Annotated in this window: 16 protein-coding genes and 1 other RNA gene; 2 read left to right on the forward strand and 15 right to left on the reverse strand. The window is 25.3% G+C overall.

All coding sequences use genetic code 11. The features are described 5' to 3' along the window. Positions 1-276 precede the first annotated feature (276 nt). The 3 genes from QZ321_RS06525 to QZ321_RS06535 form a co-directional block, all read right to left on the reverse strand. Positions 277-3,507, reverse strand: a complete 3,231-nt coding sequence (locus tag QZ321_RS06525) for a sensor histidine kinase (protein WP_291746389.1) — start codon at positions 3,505-3,507, stop codon at positions 277-279. A 152-nt stretch (positions 3,508-3,659) separates the two neighbouring features. Then, a complete protein-coding gene (locus tag QZ321_RS06530) occupies positions 3,660-4,964 on the reverse strand; it encodes a GHKL domain-containing protein (protein WP_291742180.1) in 1,305 nt (434 codons plus the stop codon). Next, complete coding sequence (locus QZ321_RS06535; RefSeq protein ID WP_291746392.1) at positions 4,957-5,691, reverse strand: LytTR family DNA-binding domain-containing protein; 735 nt, start codon at positions 5,689-5,691, stop codon at positions 4,957-4,959. The genes QZ321_RS06530 and QZ321_RS06535 overlap by 8 nt, the downstream gene beginning before the upstream one ends. A 531-nt stretch (positions 5,692-6,222) precedes the next feature. On the opposite strand from QZ321_RS06535, the gene QZ321_RS06540 reads away from it, so the two are divergent. Beyond that, positions 6,223-9,369, forward strand: a complete 3,147-nt coding sequence (locus QZ321_RS06540) for an ATP-binding protein (RefSeq protein ID WP_291746395.1) — start codon at positions 6,223-6,225, stop codon at positions 9,367-9,369. A gap of 108 nt (positions 9,370-9,477) precedes the next feature. Here QZ321_RS06540 and QZ321_RS06545 read toward each other — a convergent pair whose 3' ends face one another. The 7 genes from QZ321_RS06545 to QZ321_RS06575 form a co-directional block, all read right to left on the reverse strand. Next, complete coding sequence (locus QZ321_RS06545; RefSeq protein ID WP_291740105.1) at positions 9,478-9,906, reverse strand: HNH endonuclease; 429 nt, start codon at positions 9,904-9,906, stop codon at positions 9,478-9,480. Position 9,907: 1 nt separating this feature from the next. Continuing rightward, positions 9,908-10,291: a (deoxy)nucleoside triphosphate pyrophosphohydrolase gene (locus QZ321_RS06550; protein ID WP_291740104.1), complete on the reverse strand. Its 384-nt coding sequence runs from the start codon at positions 10,289-10,291 to the stop codon at positions 9,908-9,910. 95 nt (positions 10,292-10,386) lie between these two features. Continuing rightward, positions 10,387-11,316 carry an HTH domain-containing protein gene (locus tag QZ321_RS06555; RefSeq protein ID WP_291740102.1) on the reverse strand — a complete coding sequence of 310 codons (930 nt, stop codon included), beginning with the start codon at positions 11,314-11,316 and terminating at the stop codon, positions 10,387-10,389. 227 nt (positions 11,317-11,543) lie between these two features. Beyond that, positions 11,544-11,898, reverse strand: a transfer-messenger RNA (tmRNA) gene (ssrA, locus tag QZ321_RS06560). A 430-nt stretch (positions 11,899-12,328) separates the two neighbouring features. Continuing rightward, on the reverse strand, positions 12,329-13,756 hold the full coding sequence (locus QZ321_RS06565) for a glycoside hydrolase family 32 protein (protein WP_291746398.1): 1,428 nt from the start codon (positions 13,754-13,756) through the stop codon (positions 12,329-12,331). Positions 13,757-13,758: 2 nt separating this feature from the next. Further along, positions 13,759-14,730 (reverse strand): carbohydrate kinase, encoded by a 972-nt coding sequence (locus QZ321_RS06570; protein WP_291746400.1) that lies wholly within the window; start codon positions 14,728-14,730, stop codon positions 13,759-13,761. A 252-nt stretch (positions 14,731-14,982) separates the two neighbouring features. After that, entirely contained in the window at positions 14,983-15,981 is a 999-nt protein-coding gene (locus QZ321_RS06575) for a LacI family DNA-binding transcriptional regulator (RefSeq protein ID WP_291746403.1), read from the reverse strand. Between the two features lie 354 nt (positions 15,982-16,335). On the opposite strand from QZ321_RS06575, the gene QZ321_RS06580 reads away from it, so the two are divergent. Continuing rightward, positions 16,336-17,247: an amidase domain-containing protein gene (locus QZ321_RS06580; RefSeq protein ID WP_291746406.1), complete on the forward strand. Its 912-nt coding sequence runs from the start codon at positions 16,336-16,338 to the stop codon at positions 17,245-17,247. A gap of 72 nt (positions 17,248-17,319) precedes the next feature. On the opposite strand, the gene smpB is transcribed toward QZ321_RS06580, so the two are convergent. The 5 genes from smpB to QZ321_RS06605 form a co-directional block, all read right to left on the reverse strand. Continuing rightward, positions 17,320-17,790: an SsrA-binding protein SmpB gene (gene smpB, locus QZ321_RS06585; protein WP_291740092.1), complete on the reverse strand. Its 471-nt coding sequence runs from the start codon at positions 17,788-17,790 to the stop codon at positions 17,320-17,322. A gap of 75 nt (positions 17,791-17,865) precedes the next feature. After that, on the reverse strand, positions 17,866-20,118 hold the full coding sequence (gene rnr, locus QZ321_RS06590; protein ID WP_291746408.1) for a ribonuclease R: 2,253 nt from the start codon (positions 20,116-20,118) through the stop codon (positions 17,866-17,868). Positions 20,119-20,384: 266 nt separating this feature from the next. Further along, positions 20,385-20,615, reverse strand: a complete 231-nt coding sequence (secG, locus tag QZ321_RS06595) for a preprotein translocase subunit SecG (RefSeq protein ID WP_291740088.1) — start codon at positions 20,613-20,615, stop codon at positions 20,385-20,387. Between the two features lie 115 nt (positions 20,616-20,730). After that, positions 20,731-21,804 (reverse strand): lysylphosphatidylglycerol synthase transmembrane domain-containing protein, encoded by a 1,074-nt coding sequence (locus QZ321_RS06600; RefSeq protein WP_291740086.1) that lies wholly within the window; start codon positions 21,802-21,804, stop codon positions 20,731-20,733. Then, complete coding sequence (locus tag QZ321_RS06605) at positions 21,797-22,480, reverse strand: polysaccharide deacetylase family protein (RefSeq protein ID WP_291740083.1); 684 nt, start codon at positions 22,478-22,480, stop codon at positions 21,797-21,799. Before QZ321_RS06605 ends, QZ321_RS06600 begins: the two co-directional genes overlap by 8 nt. Between the last annotated feature and the right edge of the window lie 3 nt (positions 22,481-22,483).

The following is a 22,483-nucleotide window of genomic DNA, read 5'->3' on the forward strand; positions in this document are numbered from 1 at the left end:
GTTTGCAAATTCTCCTATTGAGTAATATTTCACAATTTATCACCTCAATAAGATTATATCATAAATAAATATATATTTTTATAGATTATTATAGATTATTTTTAACAGTTAAAAGCCTCTTTTATTTTAGAGTTATTATTTTTCATACTGAATATTATAATCTAAATATCTACTCTTTAATATCAAAATATTACTATAAATTATTAATATAATTCTATTAAAAAAGAAGTTGATATAGATAAAATAAACTATCTATATCAACTTCTAAATATAATTTTATTGTTTATCTTCCTCTGAAACTTCTATAGTATCAGGAAGTCCTATAATAAACTTGCTACCTTTATTAACTTCACTTTCAAGTCTGATATATCCACCATGAAGCTCTACTATATATTTAACAAGTGTAAGCCCAATACCACTACTACTAACCTTCGTAACTTCTGCACCATCTGCTTGTTCAAATCTTTTAAATATAAATTCTTGGTCTTCCTTAGCTATTCCAACTCCAGTATCCTCTATTGTTATCTCAATATTATCATTAACTTCTTTAATTAATACCCTAATTTCTCCACCTTCTGGAGTAAACTTAACTGCATTACCTAATAAGTTAATTACACATCTTTCTATTTCAATTTCATCACATGAGATAACCTTTTCTTCCATATCAGGATCTATTATAAGTTGTAATCCCTTTTCCTCAATAAACTTGCTCATTGTAAGAGAAGCTTCTTCAACTAAACATACTATATCGTTATTTTTCTTATTAATTTTATATTTTCCACTTTCTATCTTAGAGCTATCTATAATATCATTTATTATTTTCAATAAATTATTGCAACTTCTACTTATTATACCCATATAACTATTAAGCTTTTCCTGTGTTATTCCCTCATTTGAATTTAATAAGTTTATTAATTGAATAGTGGAATTTACTACATTTATTGGTGTTCTAAGCTCATGGGATAAGTTAACAAAATAATTATTTTTAAACTTTTCATATTCTATTAACTTTTGACTTAACCTATTATTTTCCTCCAATTGATTTTTTAAATTCCTAGTCTTTTTATCTACTAAATGTCTTAATATCTTAACATAATTAAATACATAAATAAAAAATATTAATAATACAACAAAATATATTATATAAGCTAAAGGGGTCTTCCAAATAGGATTTTTAATTCTTATATTTATGCTTGTCTCCTCAGTTAATTCACCATTTCCGTTCCTAGCTCTTATTTTTAAAGTATATTTTCCTGGCTCTAATGATTTTAACTCTAAGTTATTTTTAGAATCAATAAATGTCCATTCATTATCAATTCCCTGTAACATATAATCATAAGTTACATTATTTATACCAGTATAATTAGGTAAAAAATAGTTTATATGTAGATTCTTATAATTATATTTTAAAACTAACTCATTTCCATCATAAATAACCTTATCTTTGCCTACAAAAATCTCTCCAATGACTACCTTATCTTTATTCTGAGTGTGCTCTACTAAATCATTTGTATTAAAATACGTAAGCCCCTCAGTACTACCAAATAAAATAGTTCCATCACTAAGTTTTAAACTTGAGTCTAGATTAAATTGATATCCATACAACCCATCCATTTTACTGTAATTTGTAAATCTATTATCTTTTATTTTGAACCTATTTAAGCCCTTGTTAGTACTTGTCCAAATATCACCATTATTATCGATTAAAATTGAATTTATAAAGTTATTAGTTAATCCCTCTGATGTAGTGTAAGTAGTAAACTTCTTTGTTTTTGTTTCAAACTTACTAAGTCCAATATTGCTACCTATCCATAGATCATCATTATCATCAAACTTCATACAAGTTATATAATTGCTAATTAATGAGTTTTTATTTGAAGGCTCATTTACATATACATCTATAATACCTTCTTGCTTATCATATTTAACTAATCCAGTATTACTTCCACCTAACCAAATAATATTTTTATCTTTACTATCGGGCAATATAACTTTTATGTGCGTTGGATTTATTCCAAACGCTTTAATTTCTTCATTATAATACGTTTTTTTACTTTTTTCTATATCATAACTATAAAATCCTTCTGTATTGGCTATCCATACCTTATCTCCATCATTATACATATAATTTAGCTCATCAGAATAGTAATTATAAATCTCAGCATTTTCATAGCCATCATTTTTTATATTAAGGCATATTATTTCTTTATTAGTAGATATAATTATATATTTATCATTAATCTTAAATAATCTTTTTATATACCTATCACTAAAAGTAAATTTATCCTCTTCATATAATTTATTTACTAATTTACCATTATTTTTATTATATATGTATATACCTTTAAACTTAGTCGCTATCCAAATATATTCGTCTTGTTCTATCATAGATACTACATTTTTAAATTCCTCTTTATTAATATAATTAAATACTGCATTACTATTTAATATATTAACTCCCTTATCTGTTCCAATCCATACTACTCCGTTTTTATCTTCATAAAAACATGTTATTATATTGCTTGATATAGAATTTTCAATGCTTGAATCTCTTGTAAATAAATTAATTGTTCCTTTATTTCTTGAATAACGAATTGCTCCCTGAGTACTTGATAGCCAAACTCCATCTTTTTTTTCAACAAAAACTATATTTTTATAAAAATTCACTTTATTATCTTTAAGAATAAAAATATCCTCTAATTTATTTTCTGTTATATTATATCTTCTAACCCCTTCACTATTAAGCATATATAACAAATGTCTTTTATCTTCACCTATATTATATAAAAGTATAATGTCTTTAGATATAATAAAAATATTTCCGTAAGAGTCTTCTACTAAATCAGTTATAAATAATTTATCTCTAAAACTTGAACTATATACATTGAGATTTTTATCTACTATATTCATTCCTAACTTTGTTCCAACCCATAAGCTATTATCTTTACCTTCCTCTAAACAAGTTACAGAAGAACTAGTAAGAGAATTTTCATCATCTTCAATATGGTATAATTTATCTATAGTTTTACTTTTCACATCTATTTTCATTAAACCATTTTCTGTTCCCACCCAAATAATATTTTTATCATAACTACTTCTTAATAATGCATTTATCTTTAAATTCCATCCATCTTCTAAATCATTCATACTTATAACAGTATCAGTATCTGTTAATAAGATATCTAATCCATCATCAGTTCCTATCCATATATTCCCCAAATAGTCTTCTGTTAAATCTGTTATATAAGTCGAACTTAAAGAATTATTATTCTTACTATTACAATTATATATTTTTATTGTTTTTCCATCATACCGATTGAGACCATCTTCAGTTCCTATCCATATATACCCCTTACTATCTTGAAATATACATGTTACATAGTTATTAGAAAGTCCCTCATCGATAGACACTTTTTCAAAGTTATTTCTAATTAAAATTTCTGCATTTGGTTGCAGTGTAATTAATATATTAAAGAAAATAATTAATATTAAAGTCTTAAGTTTCATCTTCTCTCTTAACCTCACATTTTTAAAATACATTCAGTTAGGTAATAATAATCATTAAATATTTTAATTGATTTGCTTTATTTTTTGTTTTAAATTGTCGCTAAATGTATATTTTTATATTCATATTGCATCTATATCTAATATTTTTATATCTAATTATTTTGTATCATTAAATATGTGGTAAATATATTATTTTCATGCTTTCTATTTATATATCCATTATATTTTTTTACTACTTCATCAACTTGATTAAGTCCAATACCATGTATTCCCTTATTCTTTGTAGATAAAAACTTACCATCTATATATTTTAACTTCCCATTAGTTGTATTACTTATTTTTATTATGAATCTATTATTTTCTGAAATTATATTTAAATCTATATATTTATATCCCTCAGTAATAATACAGGCTTCAATTGAATTATCAAGTAAGTTCCCCAAAATAATACATATATCTATATTTGAAATATTTATCTTTTTGTTAATCCTAATATTTAAATCTATTTTTATATCATATTTTTTTGTAACTTTTAATTTATTTACTAATATAGAATTTATTAAAACATTATCAGTGTATATTTTATTGTCTATATCATTTATTCTTTCATTCATTTCATCTATATATGAAATAACTTCTTTTTCAGTTCCTAGCTCTAATAAACCCTTAATCGTACTGATGTGGTTTTTAAAATCATGTTTCCATCCCATCATCTTAATGTACATATCCATTACTTCTTTATTACTTAATTTATCTTCTAAGCTCATTTCAAGCATAATTCTTTTCTCAGCTTGATTAAAAATTAAGTTTACCATTATTATTAATAATATTTGTATAGCACTAAAACTAAACACAATATAAATAATATCAGAATTTATTATATCTAAACTCCTAATTAATTTTTTTTGTATAATTACATTTAATATTAAATTTAAAATTAAAATTATTCCTAATATGTATAAAAATTTACTTTTTATGTACTTTATAAATTTCATTTTATTAAAGAAAATAAAAATTACTAAAATTTTGATAAATCTATTAATTGTTGTTACCAAAACCCTTCTATCATTAACATAAATTAATACTTCATTAAATTCTAAACCCAATGTCATTGAAATAGTTATAAAAATGCTAAAGGCTATTATTATAATAATATTAACATAAAATAATGATAAAAATATCTTTTCAGAAATCCTACCATCTCTTAAAAATAGGGGATATATAATTAACAAAATATAACAAAATATAATAAATGTAAATTTTTTATTATATCTAATTCCTGTTAACATTTCATTTTGAATAATTATTTGCATTAATGTATAAAATATAATCGTAATTAGTGAATATACTTTTTCATATTTTTCATTTTTGGGCGCTAAAGTCCTATTAAAAAAATATACTGTCATAACTGAATTTATAATATCACTTATCATTTCGATTATATGTACGCTACCCATTAATTACATTAGCACCACCTTCACAAATATAATTTATAAAAACTTCATTTAATTCTTTAAACTTTCCACGACTTATAGGTATTTTAACTCCATTTTCTAATACTAAATTACATTTTTCTATAGACTTAATATACTTTATATTTACTATATAAGATCTATGACATCTAATAAAATGCTCATCTGGCAACATGCTTTCTATCTCGCTTATCTTTTTTCTAACAGTTATCTTCTCTAAATCAGTATGAATATCTATATAAGGTGAAAACATTATGCAATAATGTATATCATTATAACTTAATTTTATGCTTTTTTTAGGTGTTTCTAAAACAATCATTCCAAGTTTTTCTTTTTTATTTATTTCCTCTTGTGTTTTATCTAAACAGAAATATAAATCTTCTGTATTTATAGGTTTGATTAAATAATGCAATGCTCCTACTTTATATCCATGTAATGCATATTTAAATATTCCTGTTACAAAAACAATCTTAACACTTTTATTTTTTTCTCTAATTAAATTTGATAATTCAAGTCCTGACATTTGACTTAACTTTATATCTAAAAATATAATGTCATACTTATCATAATCCTCCCATTTAAACAGAAAAGATTCTGCACTCTTGAAATTATCTATTGATACCTTTACCCCTTTCTCTTCAGACCACTTTTTAATCTTATTATTAAGTAAATTAATTTGTATAACCTGATCTTCACATATTGCTATTTTCATTACATAACTCCTTTACTAATAATCTTCATCCTATAGTAATAATTCAAAAATGTCTTTCCACTATATAATATCATAAAACTTTATTTTTTTATAAATATACTTATAAAAATTAAATAAATATATAATTTAAAATTTAATTAAACTATTTTTTAAATTAAAATAAATTTTTATGCCTTTAATTAATTAACTTTATTTTTAAAAATATAAAATTCATTTTAATATCGTTTATAAATTTTATATTTTCTATTAAAAATAGTAATATAATAATTCTATCTTCTAAAATTTACACTATTTATTTAAAAAATATAAAATATACTATTAATTATTTTATCCATATATTTATTACTTAATCATTTATATATAACTCTTTAAAGCTCTTAGAATATTTTTCAATATTAACTCTATAAAATACTATCATATAAATACCTTTAAAGCTATAAAAGCAACAATTAACTTACTAGTAATTGACTATTTAATACTAGAAATATAAAATAATACTTAATTTAATATCTTTAGGAGGATTATATATTTATGAATAGAAATATTAATAAAATACTATTATTTATCACATTACTGTTAATATGCATAAATATTCCCTCACCAGCTAATGCATCTGAGCTTATATTTTATAATCTAACAGCATCAGATGGATTATCACAAACCTCAATAAATTGTATATATCAAGATAGTTCAGATTATATTTGGATTGGTACAAAAAATGGACTAAACAGATATAATGGATACGAATTCGAAATTTATAATAAGGGTTTTAGGGAGAAGCGGAATATTATTGATAGCCAAATTATCTGTTTAAATGAAGATAAAAATAATAATTTATGGGTAGGAACCCTTGATGGTTTAAGTAAAATCAACTTAAAAACTGATGAAATAACTAATTATAGTACAAGCAATAGTTCACTTTCATCAAATAAAGTTTTGGATATCAAAATTAATAATAATGGTGATATTCTAATTGCTACGTCAAATGGATTAAACCTATACAATGATAGTAACAATACCTTTATTTCTTTAAGCAAAGAAGACTTTGAACTTTCATATTCAAAGATATTTTCCGTAGAATTTTATAATGATAATGAAGTTTATATGATTTCAACAAATCATTTAATAAAATATGATATTAAAAACAATGAATATACATTAATTAAATCCTTAGTGGAGAATAATAGATTCACAGCTATATCATTATATGAAGATATAATATACTTAGGAAGTGAATTTGATGGTATGTATACATATAACATTAATACTGGAGAAATGAATAAAGGTTATAAATTATCTACTAATGATGATAATAGCCCTTCCCCTACTATTAATTATATTTATAATGATGATACTGGAACTTACGTTGGCTCAACCAACGGATTGTACATATTTAACAAAAATGGCTCACAAAAACATTTTACAAACAATTCATATGATGAATATTCTATAATTGGTAATAGCATTTCATATATTACTAAAGATTCTAATGGACTTTTATGGATAGGTACATTTGCTGGAATAAGTACAACAGATTGTGATTTAGGAATTAGTCATTATGATGACTTCATCATAAACCCAAGCGTAAAAAATAATATTATTGTTGGTACCTATGAAGATATTGATGAAAAGTTATGGCTTGGAGTTTATGGAAGTGGAATAAGTATATGGGATAGAAAAAATAATATCGTTACTCAATTAAGTACTGAAACTGAAAATAAACTAAACTCTGATATAATTTGGGACATTAAGGGTAATGAAAAATATATTTTTGCTACCTCTTCCTTTGGGTTAAATATTATTGATAGAGAAACCTTAGAGGTTAAAAATTTACTACAAAATAAATATTGCCATACATTATATGTAGATGGAGATTATTTGTGGATTGGAACTATTGGTGGTTTCGATATTATTAATTTAAATGACTTTAGTGTAAAAACTATTAATGATTTACTTTCTGAAAATAACATAAATATTAGCTTAGGTGGTCCTATTTTCAAAGATTCACAAAATACTTATTGGCTTGGTGGAGCAAATAAAGAAGGTTTAATTCACTTCAATCCTAATAATAACGCCGTAAAACTATTCAAGTATGATGAATCTAAAAATAGCATATCTGATAATACTATTTTATCAATTTCTGAGGATGATAAAGGTAATCTATGGTTTGGTACTGAAAGTGCTTTAAATAAATACAATAGATTAACTGACGAATTTAAAATATATTCTATTGAAAATGGACTTTCTAATAATACAATTTATAGCATTATTCCATTTAACGATAAAATATGGATAAATACAAATTCAGGAATAAATTGCTTAGAGTTTAGAGATGAACAGTTAATAAATGTAAAGAAATATTTAAACAATATAGAGTTTTCCGTAAATTCATATTTAGAAACTAAAGGTGGAGAATATATATTTGGATCTATTAATGGTATATATGTAATAAATCCAACTGCCATAGAAAAAAATATATCTTCTCCTAAACTACACTTAGATTCAGTTTCTATAAACGGAAAAAAGATAAATGATTTAAGTAATATTTCTATAAATTATAAAGAAAATTACATTACTATAAATTTATTCACAAACATTTATGGTAATATGAACAATGTTAATTTTTATTATCGTATAAATAACTCTAGTTGGGCACCAGTAAACGGCAATAAAATTACATTTTCAGAATTAAGTGATAAAAAATATAGTATAGATTTTATTGCTAGAAACTTTAATGGAAATACTAGCGAAATTAAGAATTTTTCTTTTCAAGTAAAACCACCGTTTTGGAGAAATAAATTTTCTAAGTTTATTTATTTTGCATTATTGCTTGTAATTATAGTATATATTTTGCTTAAAATAGCACAATTAAAAAATGTTATTACTCTAAAAAATAGACAACTAGCTAAGGAAATTAACGAAAAAAATGAACTTCTTCAAAAAAATATTGAATTAGAAAAACGTAAGAATAATTATTTAATTAATATGTCTCATGAACTTAGAACTCCTTTAAATGTTATAGGAGCAACTCAGCAATTAATAGTTAAACTTAATAATACAGGTAACATTTCTTCTGATGATTTATCAAGGTATATGAAGATAAATGATAATAATTTAAAGCGACTTTTAAATATTATTAATGATTTAATTGATTCTTCTAAAATGAATGAAGGGATTTATAATCTGCTTATTGAAGAAAAAGATATTATTTATGTAGTTGAAGAAGCTGCCTTATCATTAAAGAGTTTAACTGAAGAAAAGGAAATAGACCTTATTGTTGATACAAATACAGAAGATTGCATTATGAAGTTTGATCCTGCTGCCATTGAAAGATGTATTGTAAATATTGTTGGTAATGCTATAAAGTTTACAGATAATCATGGTCAAATTCTTGTTAATATGATTGATTCTGATGATATATTAACTATAGAAATAAGTGATACTGGTATCGGTGTACCACCTGAAAAACTTGATAGTATCTTTGATAGATTTAGTCAGGTTGTAAGTTCTAAGAGAGAATTTTCTAAGGGTAGTGGTTTAGGTCTTACTATTACCAAAGGACTAGTTGAACTTCATGGTGGAGAAATTAGTGTTTCAAGTGAATTTGGAAAAGGTACAACCTTTATAATAAAATTACCTAAAAATTATGATGTAGAAGGTATGGAAAATTTAGTGTAATATATTAAAAACAGTAGAAATTATAATTTCTACTGTTTTTTTACATACCGAAAGATAAGTATCTAAACTTAATATTTAACCTTTATTATTTATTTCACAACTATATCTCTAAATAATTGATCCATCATTATCTACAACTTTTACTGGAAATACCCATACAGTTCTCAATATACCATCTTCATCTTTTTGTTTTTCTTGATAAGGAGTTTCAGATAATTTAACTTGACCTCTATAAATATACTTTTTTCTTTCAAAAACTTCAAAAAGAAATACATCAACTCCATTAATATTTGATTCATTTAAAGTTCTATTTTGAGCTGCATTAATATCTTGATCTCCCTTTTTTCCCATACCTATATAATGAAGGGTGTCCCCAAACCACTTATCTTCATATAATCCTTTTGTATGGTCTGAAATAATTACTAATGTATTTGTAGTTTTGGATCTTCTCATTCCTCCCATATTTCCACATACAAAAGTAGCTCTTAATTCATCATTTGTTATAGCCTTTCCTAATTCAAGTTTTGGATTAAACATATTAAAATATCTCCTTTAATTTTGCAATAAACGGAATGTCAGCCGGTGCAAATTCATACTCATCAAATTCACTAATTGTTATCCACTCAACCTTATCATGTACTGATAATTTTATATCACCACTTAATATAGTTGCAAAATAAGCTATTAATTTTATTTTACTATTTGAATATGTACATATACTTTCACCTAAATAATTCCCTACCACTATGTCTACTTCTAATTCCTCTCTAATTTCACGCTTTAAGCATTGTTGTGGTGTTTCATCTATTTCTATTTTTCCACCTGGAAACTCCCATTTTCCAGCTAAATTCTCATTTTTTCCTCTTTGAGCTATTAATATTTTATTATTATCTATAATTATTGCTGCTGTTACCTCTTTCATAATATCACCTTTATTTCTATATATTTATTACATTATAATCTTTAATCAACTAAATATTTATATTAATTTTAATGAATTATTTTTATGTAGAATTCCTATTTATCAGCACTAGAGAAAAACCTAATTAAACCGTCAACATCATATATTTCATCATAAGCTGTATCATATATTCTATTTGATTTAATACATGCATTTATATCACTAATAAATTCCTTAAAATCATTATTTTCTTCAATTAACTTATTTACTGTATCCCAATCTAATTCAGTCTTATATCTAGCTGGATAAATTATAGTGCTATCATCTGGTTTATTTACATCTAATCTTATTACACCTATACCAAAAGATGCTGATAATCTTTTCAACTCATCTAAGAAATCTGAATCACCTGATATATTGGCAGCTACTAAATAACTTTCATTTGCCCAGCTTGAGTTTGACACAGTCTGAAAAAACGCTGATCTTATATTAATAAAGTCTAACTCTTTCTTCATTTCAAACGAATAAATTCGTATTGGTGTACTTCCTATATTATTACTTAACTCTAGCACTTGTTTATTCCAATCTCTTAATGGAAAATAAAACCCAACCAAATCTGGATGAAGCCATTCATTTGCCCCCTTATCTTTCCGTTTTGACTTTTCATGATATATAGTTCTAGTATGTATTCTCATATAATTGTATGCATAGTAAGTTAATAACTTATGTAAATCTCTTTCTGAATACTTTAATTTATTTTTCATAATTTTTTGACCAGCAATTGCACATTTATCTACATGCTTACTTTCATATAAATTATTTAGAAAAAACCTTATTGGTCTTCTACCTACTTTAATAAACCTACTATTATCTTTATCTTTCATGTCAACATAAATTTGAGCACTTATAGTTTGCCATGGTGTTCTTCCATTAACATTAACTAATGAATCATATCCTTTTTTTACTGCATAATTCCATAATTCTTCTGCAGACATAGGAGCTTCTGATTCATTTAAAATTTTTATTGCCAATTCTTTTAATGTCATTATGCAAAACCTCCATACACCATTTTATTTTAATTATATTATCTTATTAAAGTAATTCATATACCTAATTATCTCTTATTATAGTTCAATATTTGACTTATAGAAATAGAGATAATAATTTAAATAACTTAACCAATACTATTTTCTCATTATTTGTAACACATTTAAATATCTTCAATAAAAATAAATAACCTTCAATAATGCAATATACATTATCAAAGGTTTCATGGTGGAGGCGACGGGTGTCGAACCCGTGTCCGAAAGCAGACCAGCCTGACTTTCTACGAGCGTAGTTTGTGACTAAAAATTCGGTCCTTAGTTCGCTCACAAACAAACTCCTAATTCCCTAGCTTCATAAATACCCCTCTAGCTCAAAGCTTTGCTAGACTTCGTTCCCTACTTTAATGACACCAGCTACCCAAGACGTAGGCATCCTGGACTGATGAGCAAGCTATATTAAGCTGCTAATGCAAAATTGTCTTCTGCGTTTATATTTAATGCATACTTTATTATCGAGGTGACATGCTTGCCTCGGCCCGCTTATCAAACCCATCTTACCCCCGTCGAAGCCAAAACGCCCCCATGTTAGGATAATAGGTCATAAACGCTTTACCTATTCAATTTTCAATTAATTATTAATATTATAAATTTATTATAAAACATACAATTTCAACTGTCAACTTAACTATATTAATGAATTATTAAAAATTTAATAATTGTAAATATTTATATAAACAAAAAATGATAAGACCTATGCCATCATAAGCCTTACCATCTTTAATATATACTTAGTATATATTATTCAGTATTGTTGAAAATGTTAAAAAAATCCCCAAACAAACTTCTACGGTGATAAAAGTTTAAACATTTTAGAATTCCCTTATTTCAATTATACATATTAAAATTTTACTATCAACAATTAATTTTATTTTACAAATTCTAATTTCGTAAAGACAAAATATTTATACATTAATTTTAGCTTTTAATTTGTGGTGCTTATAAAAAAGCTAATTTAATAATTCCACTTTTCCACTGTAGCAATTCCATTTCCCTTTAATATTAAAGAACTATCAACAGAATCATTGTAAATTCTAGTACTGAATACTTCTTCCCCATTGTTTAAAAATATTTCTAAAGAAGAATTATCTGAAAATATTTTAATCGAATAAATATAATCAATTTCTACAGCTCTCATATCTCTTCCATATCCTGATTTTCCAAGTTCTAATTTAAATACATTATCACTAAATGAAAGCTTACAATCTTCTCTTAGTATAATTTCAAATTTATTAGATTCTCTAAAATCAATATTTAATTCAAAAGTATTACTTTCAAATATATCTAAAATAGAACCTTTATTTAAATCAACATCCTTTTTAATTGAATTTCCAATTCTTAATTTTTTTAATTCATCAATTGGTAGTTGATATAGCTTATTATTTTTTAAAACTAATTCCCTTGGAATTGTTAATTGATGTTGCCAAAAATTATTTATAGTTGGATTTTTATGCTCTATTGCATCAGGAACTCCCATCCATCCTATAACAATTCTTCTTCCTTTAGAATCTTCGAAAGTTTGTGGAGCATAAAAATCAAAGCCTCTATCTATTTCAATAAATTCATCAAATTTAAATTCTTTTTTATCATCATTAAACTTACCCTTTGCATATCCACATTGATATATATTATTGTATTTATATCCTTTTGAATCTATCCCTTGTGGTGAAAACATAAGTATATCATTATTGTCTAATTTAAATATATCTGGACACTCCCACATATATCCCATATTATCTTGCTTTCCAGCTGGTACTGAAACAAACTCCCAATTATAAAGATTATTTGACTTATACAATAAGATACACCCTTTATTATCAGTTGTTCTAGCACCTAGTACCATATAATAAACTCCATCTTCTTCCCAAACCTTAGGATCTCTAACATGAAGAGACATATCTTTAGGGAAGTCTGAATTTTTTAAAACTACTCTCTTTTCTGAAAAGTTTATGCCATCTTTGCTAGTTACTAAAATAACATTTTGTTCTCTTCCAGTTAATATATAATCATATTCTCCTTCATACTTTACATTGCCTGTGTAGAAAAAATATATAGTATCATTTTTAACAAAAGCTGACCCTGAATATACTCCATCCCTATCTTCATCTATATCTGGATAAAGAGCTACCCCTTTATCTTCCCAATTAACTAAATCATTAGATACTGAATGTCCCCAAAATTTTAATCCTCCCATTGGAGTTAATGGTGAATATTGATAATAGCAATGATATTTTCCATTAAATTCACATAATCCATTAGGGTCATTTATCCATCCTATAGGAGCCATTATATGATATTTATTTCTCCATTTATCAATTTTAACAGCTTCTAAATTTTTATTTATATATTCGTTTATTTGTTTATCAAAATCAACCTTTAACATAATTATCTCCCTTGAATTAAAGCTAAAACTTCTTCTTTTGTTGGTAAAGCACCTATCGCTCCTTTTTTACAAACTGTTAAGGCTGCTGTTGCATTTGAAAAACTTAACATTTCTTTTATATTTTCTTTTGGTAAATTAACCAAGCTTTCTAAAGTATTATCCCCTTCAGCAACTTGATATAAAAATGATCCTATAAACGAATCTCCAGCTCCTGTTGTATCTTGAGCCTGTACTTTAAATGATGGAGAAAATATCTTTCTTTCCTTAGTTATAAACTCTGCACCTTCAGTGCCTTTTGTATAAATTACAACTTCAACATCACCTTGTAATAAAAACTCTAATGCTTTAGACTCATCAGCAATTCCAGTAATAAACTCTAATTCTTCATCACTTATTTTTACTATATTTGCAAATGGTAAAAATTCTAAAATTGCTTCTCTACAAGATTCCTTAGTTTCCCATAGTGGTAATCTAACATTTGGATCAAAGCTTATTAAACACTTATTCTTTTTAGCAAATTCTATAGCCTTTTTATGTGCTCCCTTTATTGGTGCATCTATTAAACTTACAGAACAAAAATGTAATATTCCACCTTCTTTAAAAATTTCCTCTTCTATTTCTGATTCATTTAATAACATATCTGCACTTGGATTTCTATAAAACGAAAAATCTCTTTCTCCATCATCTTTTAACGATACAAATGCTAATGCAGTATTTGCTTCCTTAGTTCTTAAAACCTTTGAAACATCAACGCCTAAAGATATAACTTCATCTAAAATATGATCTCCAAATCCATCTACACCAAGCTTCGTAATCATTTGTGATTTACCACCTAACTTTGAAACAGCTGCTGCAACATTAAGTGGTGCTCCACCTGCTACCTTAGAAAAGTTATTTACATTCATTAATGCCACACCTTTTTCATGTGGAATAAAATCTATTAATGCTTCCCCTATTGAAATTACCTTTTTCATATCTTATCCTCCTAACAACCACTTAAGGGAACGTTCCCTCACAACTTAAAAAATTTTTAATTCTTTCTATGTAAACATTATATCACTTATATAATCTTAGTCCATAACTTTTTTATAAAATTATATTTATTTTAATAGACGATATTTTTCTTAAATTAAATAATCTCTTTATGCTTAAAACCACAAAGAGATTTAACAATAAATATAATCATTTAATTTTTAATTTATATAAGTTTTATTACTAACTTAAAACTATACACTCTCTCTTTCAATAAGTAAACAATTTAACTTTACCTTATTTGTTATGTTTTTATTTTTTTCCATATTTCCATTAAGTTCATTCAAAATTATTTCTGCTGATTTTCTTCCAGCAGTTTTATAATGATAATGTACTGTTGTAAGTTTTGGAGTTATAACTCTAGAAATTTTTGAATCTCCCATTCCTACTACTGCTATATCCCCTGGAATCTTATAATTATTTTCTTTTAAATATTCTATTACTCCTAATGCTAAACTATCAGTTACAGCAATAATCGCTGTTGGATGTTCTTCCCCCTCCATTATTTCCTTGGCTAATATATATCCACTATCTTCATTAAAATCACCAAGTTTAATATTAGCGTAATTTATATCTATATTATTATTTTTTAATGTTTCTATAAATGCTTGTTTTCTATAAAGTCCAACTGCCTTATCTTCTTCGTAAACTCCAATATAACCAAACTTTTCATGACCTTTTTTAATTAAATAATTTACTATATCTTCTACTGCTTTAAATTCATCAAAATATACAGATGGAAAATTTTCAATATCTTGTGCAACAATAACTATAGGAACTTCTAATCTTTTTATAATATCTATATGATTATCTGTCATCTTAGTTGCCATAAATATTATTCCATCAACTTGATTCGATTTAAATATATTAAGATATTCTATTTCCTTTTCTATAGATAAATTTGTGTTTGCTATCAAAATATCATATCCTTTTGGAGATAAAATTTCTGTAATTCCTTCAACTACTCTTGATGGAGTCTCACTACTTATTTTAGGAACTATTACTCCTATTAAATTTGTTTTTTTACTTCTCATACCCTTTGCTTGTCTTTGAGGTGTAAATCCTGTTTCGTCAAGTACCTTTTTAATTTTCCCTCTTGTTTCATCACTAACATATCCATTGTTTAAATATCTAGAAACAGTAGATTTTGATACTCCTGCTAATTTAGCTATATCAATTATATTTAATGCCATAGGCCTATATATCCTCCATTTTTTATAGATTATTTATTTAATTTTATCATTTTTTTAATATTTTCATAGTTACCTATCAATATTTTAAAATCTAAAAATTCTTCTACTTAAATATTAATGCTTTTTTCCAAAGCCTACAAATATAAAGTGGCTTTTAGCTTAATTTATTGTAATATTAATATTTATATTTTTATATACTAAAACAACTATTATCATAACTTTGGTAAATAATTCTTTTAAAATAGATAATACTATATATAGTACCTTTTCTAAAATATAACTTGTTTTGAATTTATTATTTATAACAATATACAAATTTAGTCATTTTATAGTTTTTCTTAAAGGAGTGACATTATGTCTCAAAATTACAAAAGTAATAAATCTAAACTAGACATAAAAAGCATTATATTTACAACAACTTATTTTATATTAACAATAAGCTTATTTTCTTATTTTTTTTATTGTATAAATAAAATTCCTCCAATCCATTATGTTTCTAAAAGTAATCTATTAAATAATGTTAACCTTAGTACCAGTGTTGGTAATTTTAACAAAGGAAAAATACCCGAAAATTCTTTAGATCCTTACGAAGATGAATTACATACATTTATAACTTCTGCTTTTAAGACAAGAAATAATGGTTTTTTAAGTGGCGATGTTCATAAACTTTATGATTACTATGGTACATCCTTAGCAAATGGTAGATATTCTTTAGGATACGAATTTAAAAGAATTTCTTATTTGCGTGATTGGGCCTTAGAAAGAGCGGTAATTTTTACATCAATAAATTCTTTAATAATTATAAATAAGATTATTAGAAATGAAGATAAAATAATTGTTGATTTAGATGAGCATTATACCTTTAACTACATTCATAATAAGCAAGTTGCTGTAAATAAATTTACTTTGTCAATACCTCATATATTAACTCTTTATACTAGCAATAATAATTCGGAGCATTATTTTTATATAGAAAAAGATTATTATTCTGATATATTTAATGATGACTTAGAACAATATAATTTTACATTATCTGAAACATTTTTGCCTTACACTAAAAAAATAAATCCTAATTATGAAACATCAAATAACTATAAAGAAGATGACGTAATTAGATTTGATAAAACATTTTTTACAGACCATAAAGCTATAATATCAGGTTTTGATTCAAATGGTTATCCTTTAATAGATAGTAATTCATTTAATATTTCAAATATGCCTTTTGATTTAGGTTGGAGAGAAAGAAACATAAAGCTTTCTTATTAATAAAAAAAGACAAATTATAAATGGAGAATTAAGTTAAAATAATTTTCCATTTTAAATTTGCCTTTTTAAAAACTAATAACGGTTTCTTTCCTTCATTTGACGCTCAATATCTCTCTTATGAGCCTTTTCTAACATTGAATCTCTCTTATCGTAATTCTTCTTACCTTTGCAAATTCCAAGAGCAACTTTTACTCTTCCATTCTTTAAATATAGAGATAACGGAACTAAAGTATATCCATCTCTAGATACTAATCCTGCTAATCTACCGATTTGCTCTTTATGAAGCAAAAGTTTTCTTTCTCTTAATGGATCAACATTAAATATATTTCCTTGTTCATATGGACTAATGTGCATATTTAAAATAAATATTTCTCCATTTTTTATATCAGCATAACAATCTTTTAAATTGCACTTACCACCTCTTATAGATTTAACTTCTGTTCCTACTAATTCAATTCCCGCCTCCATTGTTTCTTCAACAAAATAATCATGACGAGCTTTTCTATTTTCAGCTAAAGAATTACTATTCTTAACTCTTGCCATATTCTCACCCACTTTTTTATTTACGTGTTTTTCTTAATTATAACAAGAACCTTTTAAAATCACAATATATCTAAATTACTCGTTAAATTCCTCTTCTACTTCAAAGCTTTTCGTAGCTTCCTTAGTTTCCTTTTTAGTTCCAAACTCTTTTTTAACTTCAGCAATTATTGAAGCTGTTTCCTCACTTGGCATTATTTCTTCTAAATCTTGTTCTCCACTTAATATGTCAAAGAATATTTCTCTATTATCAATATCAACCTTAGAACATTTAACTTTTACAGAATCACCTAATCTATAAATCTTTTTAGTTCTTTGACCTAAAAGCATTAAATGTTTTTCATCATATACATAATAATCATCATCTAAATCCGTTATATGAACTAACCCTTCTATAGTATTTGGAAGTTCAACAAATATGCCAAATGATGTAACTGAAGAAATAATACCTTCAAACTCTTCCCCAATTCTATCCATCATGTACTCTGCTTTCTTTAAATCATCTACTTCTCTTTCTGCTTCTTCTGCAAGCCTTTCCATCTCTGATGATTGTTTAGCAGCTATATCAACTATTGGTGCAAGTTTAGTTGCTCTCTTATCATTAATTTTACCATTTAAATATTCCTTTATTATTCTATGGATTTGTAAATCTGGATATCTTCTAATTGGTGATGTAAAATGACAATAATAAGTTGAAGCTAACCCAAAATGTGATGAACATTCTGGTGTATATTTTGCTTTCATCATACTTCTTAATAAAAGTGTACTAACTACAGTTTCTTCTTTTTTGCCCTTTACTTTTTGTAATACTTCTTGAAGCATTCTTGGATGTATATCTTGAGACACCTTCATTGTATATCCTAAGTTATAAATAAAGTCTCTAAACTTTTCTAACTTTTCTTCATCCGGATTTTCATGAACTCTATATACAAAAGGTAAGTTAGTCCAGAACATATGCTCAGCAATAGTTTCATTACAAACAAGCATAAACTCTTCTATTATTCTATTTGCTATTTCTCTTTCATATGGCTTTATATCAATTGGTTTACCATTTTCATTTAATATTATTTTTGATTCCTCAAAATCAAAGTCTATAGCTCCTCTTTTCATTCTCTTTTCTCTAAGAATTAAGCAAAGCTCTTCCATTATTTTAAAATCATCAACTAAGTAATCATATTTCTTAATAAGTTCTTCATCATTATCTTTTAATATTTTAGTTACATCTGTATAAGTCATTCTTTCAGATGTTCTAATAACAGTTTCAGCTATTTCATGGTCACAAACTTTTCCCTTATTATCAATAGTCATAAAGCAACTTAATGCTAATCTATCAACCTTTGGATTTAATGAGCATATACCGTTTGAAAGCTTCTTTGGAAGCATTGGTATAACTCTATCTATTAAATAAACTGATGTTCCTCTTTTTAATGCTTCCTTATCTAATGGATTCTTTTCTCTTACATAATGTGTAACATCTGCAATATGAACTCCTAATCTATATTTATCATTATCCAATCTTTCTATAGAAACAGCATCATCAAGATCCTTGGCATCTTCTCCATCTATAGTAACCATTCTAAGATTTCTAATATCTTTTCTTCTCTTTATTTCCTTTTCTTCTATTTCTTCAGAAATACCATCTGCAAAAGCTAAAACCTTTGGTGGAAATTCCTCTGGAAGACCATGCTTTTTAATTATAGTTAAAATGTCTAGTCCCTTTTCTCCTTTTTTACCTAAAACTTCTTTAACTATTCCTTCTGGACTTCTTCTTTTTTCTGGCCACTTAGTTACTTCTACAATAACTACATCACCATGTTTTGCTCCATTTTTATCTCTTTTTGAAACAAATATATCTTGATTTAATCTAGTATCTTCTGGAACCACAAATCCAAAGTTTCTACTATCTTCATATATCCCAATTATTCTATTATTTGCTCTTTCTAGTACTTCTACAACTTCACCTTCTCTTTTTTTACCATTAATATCATCCCTAGTAATTTGTACAAGTACTCTATCATTATTCATTGCACCATTAATAAATGAACTTGGAATAAATACGTCTCTTTCCCCTTCATCTTCTGGTATTAAGAATCCAAATCCCTTTTTATGTGCTTGAAGTTTCCCCTTTATTAATCCTAATCTTTCAGGAACTGCATATTTATCTTTTTTAGTTCTTACTATTGAACCTTCTAATTCCATTACCTTTAAAGCTCTTTTAAAAGCCTTATACTCATCTGGATTAATATCAAAAGCTATAACAAGCTCTTGAATATCCATAGGTCTATATGCTTCTTCTTTCATAAAGCTAAGTAATGTTTCTTTTATTCCCATGTAATTTCCTCCGTTTAAATTATATTTAACCTCATCCAATATTTTCTTATACGCACTATTTATTATAGTACCACACGCACGCTTTTTTATTCAATACACAGTGCTTATAATATCTTTATTATAATTTATTCACCAAACTCCTATTTCAATTCCTAATAAATATAATAAAATACAATTATATTATTTCCATCTTTTTTATAGCTAAAAACAATTATTAAAAATCCATAAAAAAATAGATCACTTTATGGTAGTGATCTAAATTCTACTTAAATTATATTTAAAACTACTGTATTTACAGCAAATAAAAACATTGAAATTATAGTAACTTTAACTAACATTGCTTCTCTAGTTTTTGATTTATTCTTAGTGAAGAATGTTTCGCTCTTACTACCTTGAATTAATCCACTTAATGCATCAGCTTTACTTTTTTGCATTAATATTGAAACAACAACTATTAATCCTAAAACCGCTTCTAACACAAATAAAAAAGTTTTCACGGTTACACCTCCCATATTGTACTTTCGTGCATTTTAACTTAAATTTATCATAACATAATACAAATTATATATCAAGGTTATTTACAAATAACTCCATTATTAAACATAATTACTTTTATATTATTATCCTTTTATCATTACTATATTTTCTTATAGAGTTTTCATCTTCTTTTTTCCTTGATATTTTAATTAAAAATACAATTAATCCACTTATTATTACAAATAAATAAAAGCTAATTCCTCTACTTAATAACATTGCAGAACTTAAACTAGTTGAAGGAAATAACGTTTTAAATAAAGTTAAAAAACTGCTTTCACTACTGCCTACAGCACCTGGAAGTGGTATAGCTGATACTGCAATAAATAAAATTGATTGAATAGAAAAAATAGTAAAAAATGAAAAACTAGATAAATTAAATGCCTTATATACACAAAATGTTATGCTATACATAAATGATAATTGAGCAAACGTTGTTAACACTACCTTAATTACAGTTTTTTTATTATTGCTTATAAATATTGCACCATCTTGATATTGTTTAACTTCCTTTTCCACTATTTGTTTTATTTTATTTTCATCTATAAACTTTATTTTGCTGACTATTTTTAAAAATAATCCTATTACCTTATTTATAAACGATTTTGAAAATATAGCTACTAATATAAAACAAAATATAATACAGTTTGATGCTATTCCTATAAATATCAAAGCTTTAATTGCAGTGTTTAAATTTACAATAAAATCATAATTTAACATAAAAGATATAATTGCAATAGTTATTGTAGCAAATTGAAAACTAGCAAGTTCTATAAGTAGTATTAGTGATGAGTGTGAAAACTTAATACCATCTTTTTTCATATAATAAACTTGCATTGGTTGCCCACCTGAAGCTGATGGTGTTATTGAGCTAAAGAAAAAACCTACAAAGGAATACTTTAATCCCCTAAATATACTTATATTATAAGAAAATAATTTTAGCATACGTCTAATATTTATTCCTTCACAGCATATAAATAAAAACATACATAATATTCCTAAAAATACGTAAATAATATTAACACTTCTTAATGATTCTAGTATATTGCTTATGCTGTTATCTTTAAATAAAATAAAAAACGTAATTGCAATTAAAGCTATAAATAATATACTATTTTTAAATATACTTTTTGAAGTCATTGCCTTACTCATAAAGTTCTCCTACCTTTAAAAATTTATATCCTTCTTCAATCCATACAGGTATTGTTTTTTCTAAAGCTTCTATAGTTCTTTTAGGTGCTTCATTTTTACCTCTTCCATCATGAAGACAAATAATACTTTTATTTTTTGATTGTGATAATAACCTTCTTGAAATTTCATCAGATGTAATATCTGCCTTCCAGTCCCCTATAATTACATCCCAAAGCACTAAATTTAAGTTGAATTTTTTTAAATTTCTAATTGTTAATAAATTCAAATGCCCCCATGGTGGTCTAAATGACTTTATATTAACATTTATTTTATCCATTATTTTTAAACTTTCTTCAAATTCTTTATTTGTATATAAAGGTCCATTTAAAAGAGCATTTTTATGTTCTAAAGAATGAAGCCCTATAGTATGCCCCTCTTCTTCCATTCTCTTTATAAGTTCATAGTTTTCTTCTGCAAATTTAGCAACAACAAAAAATGTTGCCTTTATGTTATACTTTTTAAGCAAATCTAATAATTCACCCGTATATTTTTTATCTGGTCCATCATCAAAAGTTAATGATAAAAACTTTTTTTCATCTATATTGTTAACAATTGGCGTTCCTTTAAATTTATAATAAAAAGTTGGAATAATGCTATATGATAATATTAATATTCCCAATATACCTATGACTATCATTAC

Source organism: uncultured Clostridium sp. (genome assembly GCF_910588715.1).
Taxonomy (GTDB): domain Bacteria; phylum Bacillota; class Clostridia; order Clostridiales; family Clostridiaceae; genus Clostridium.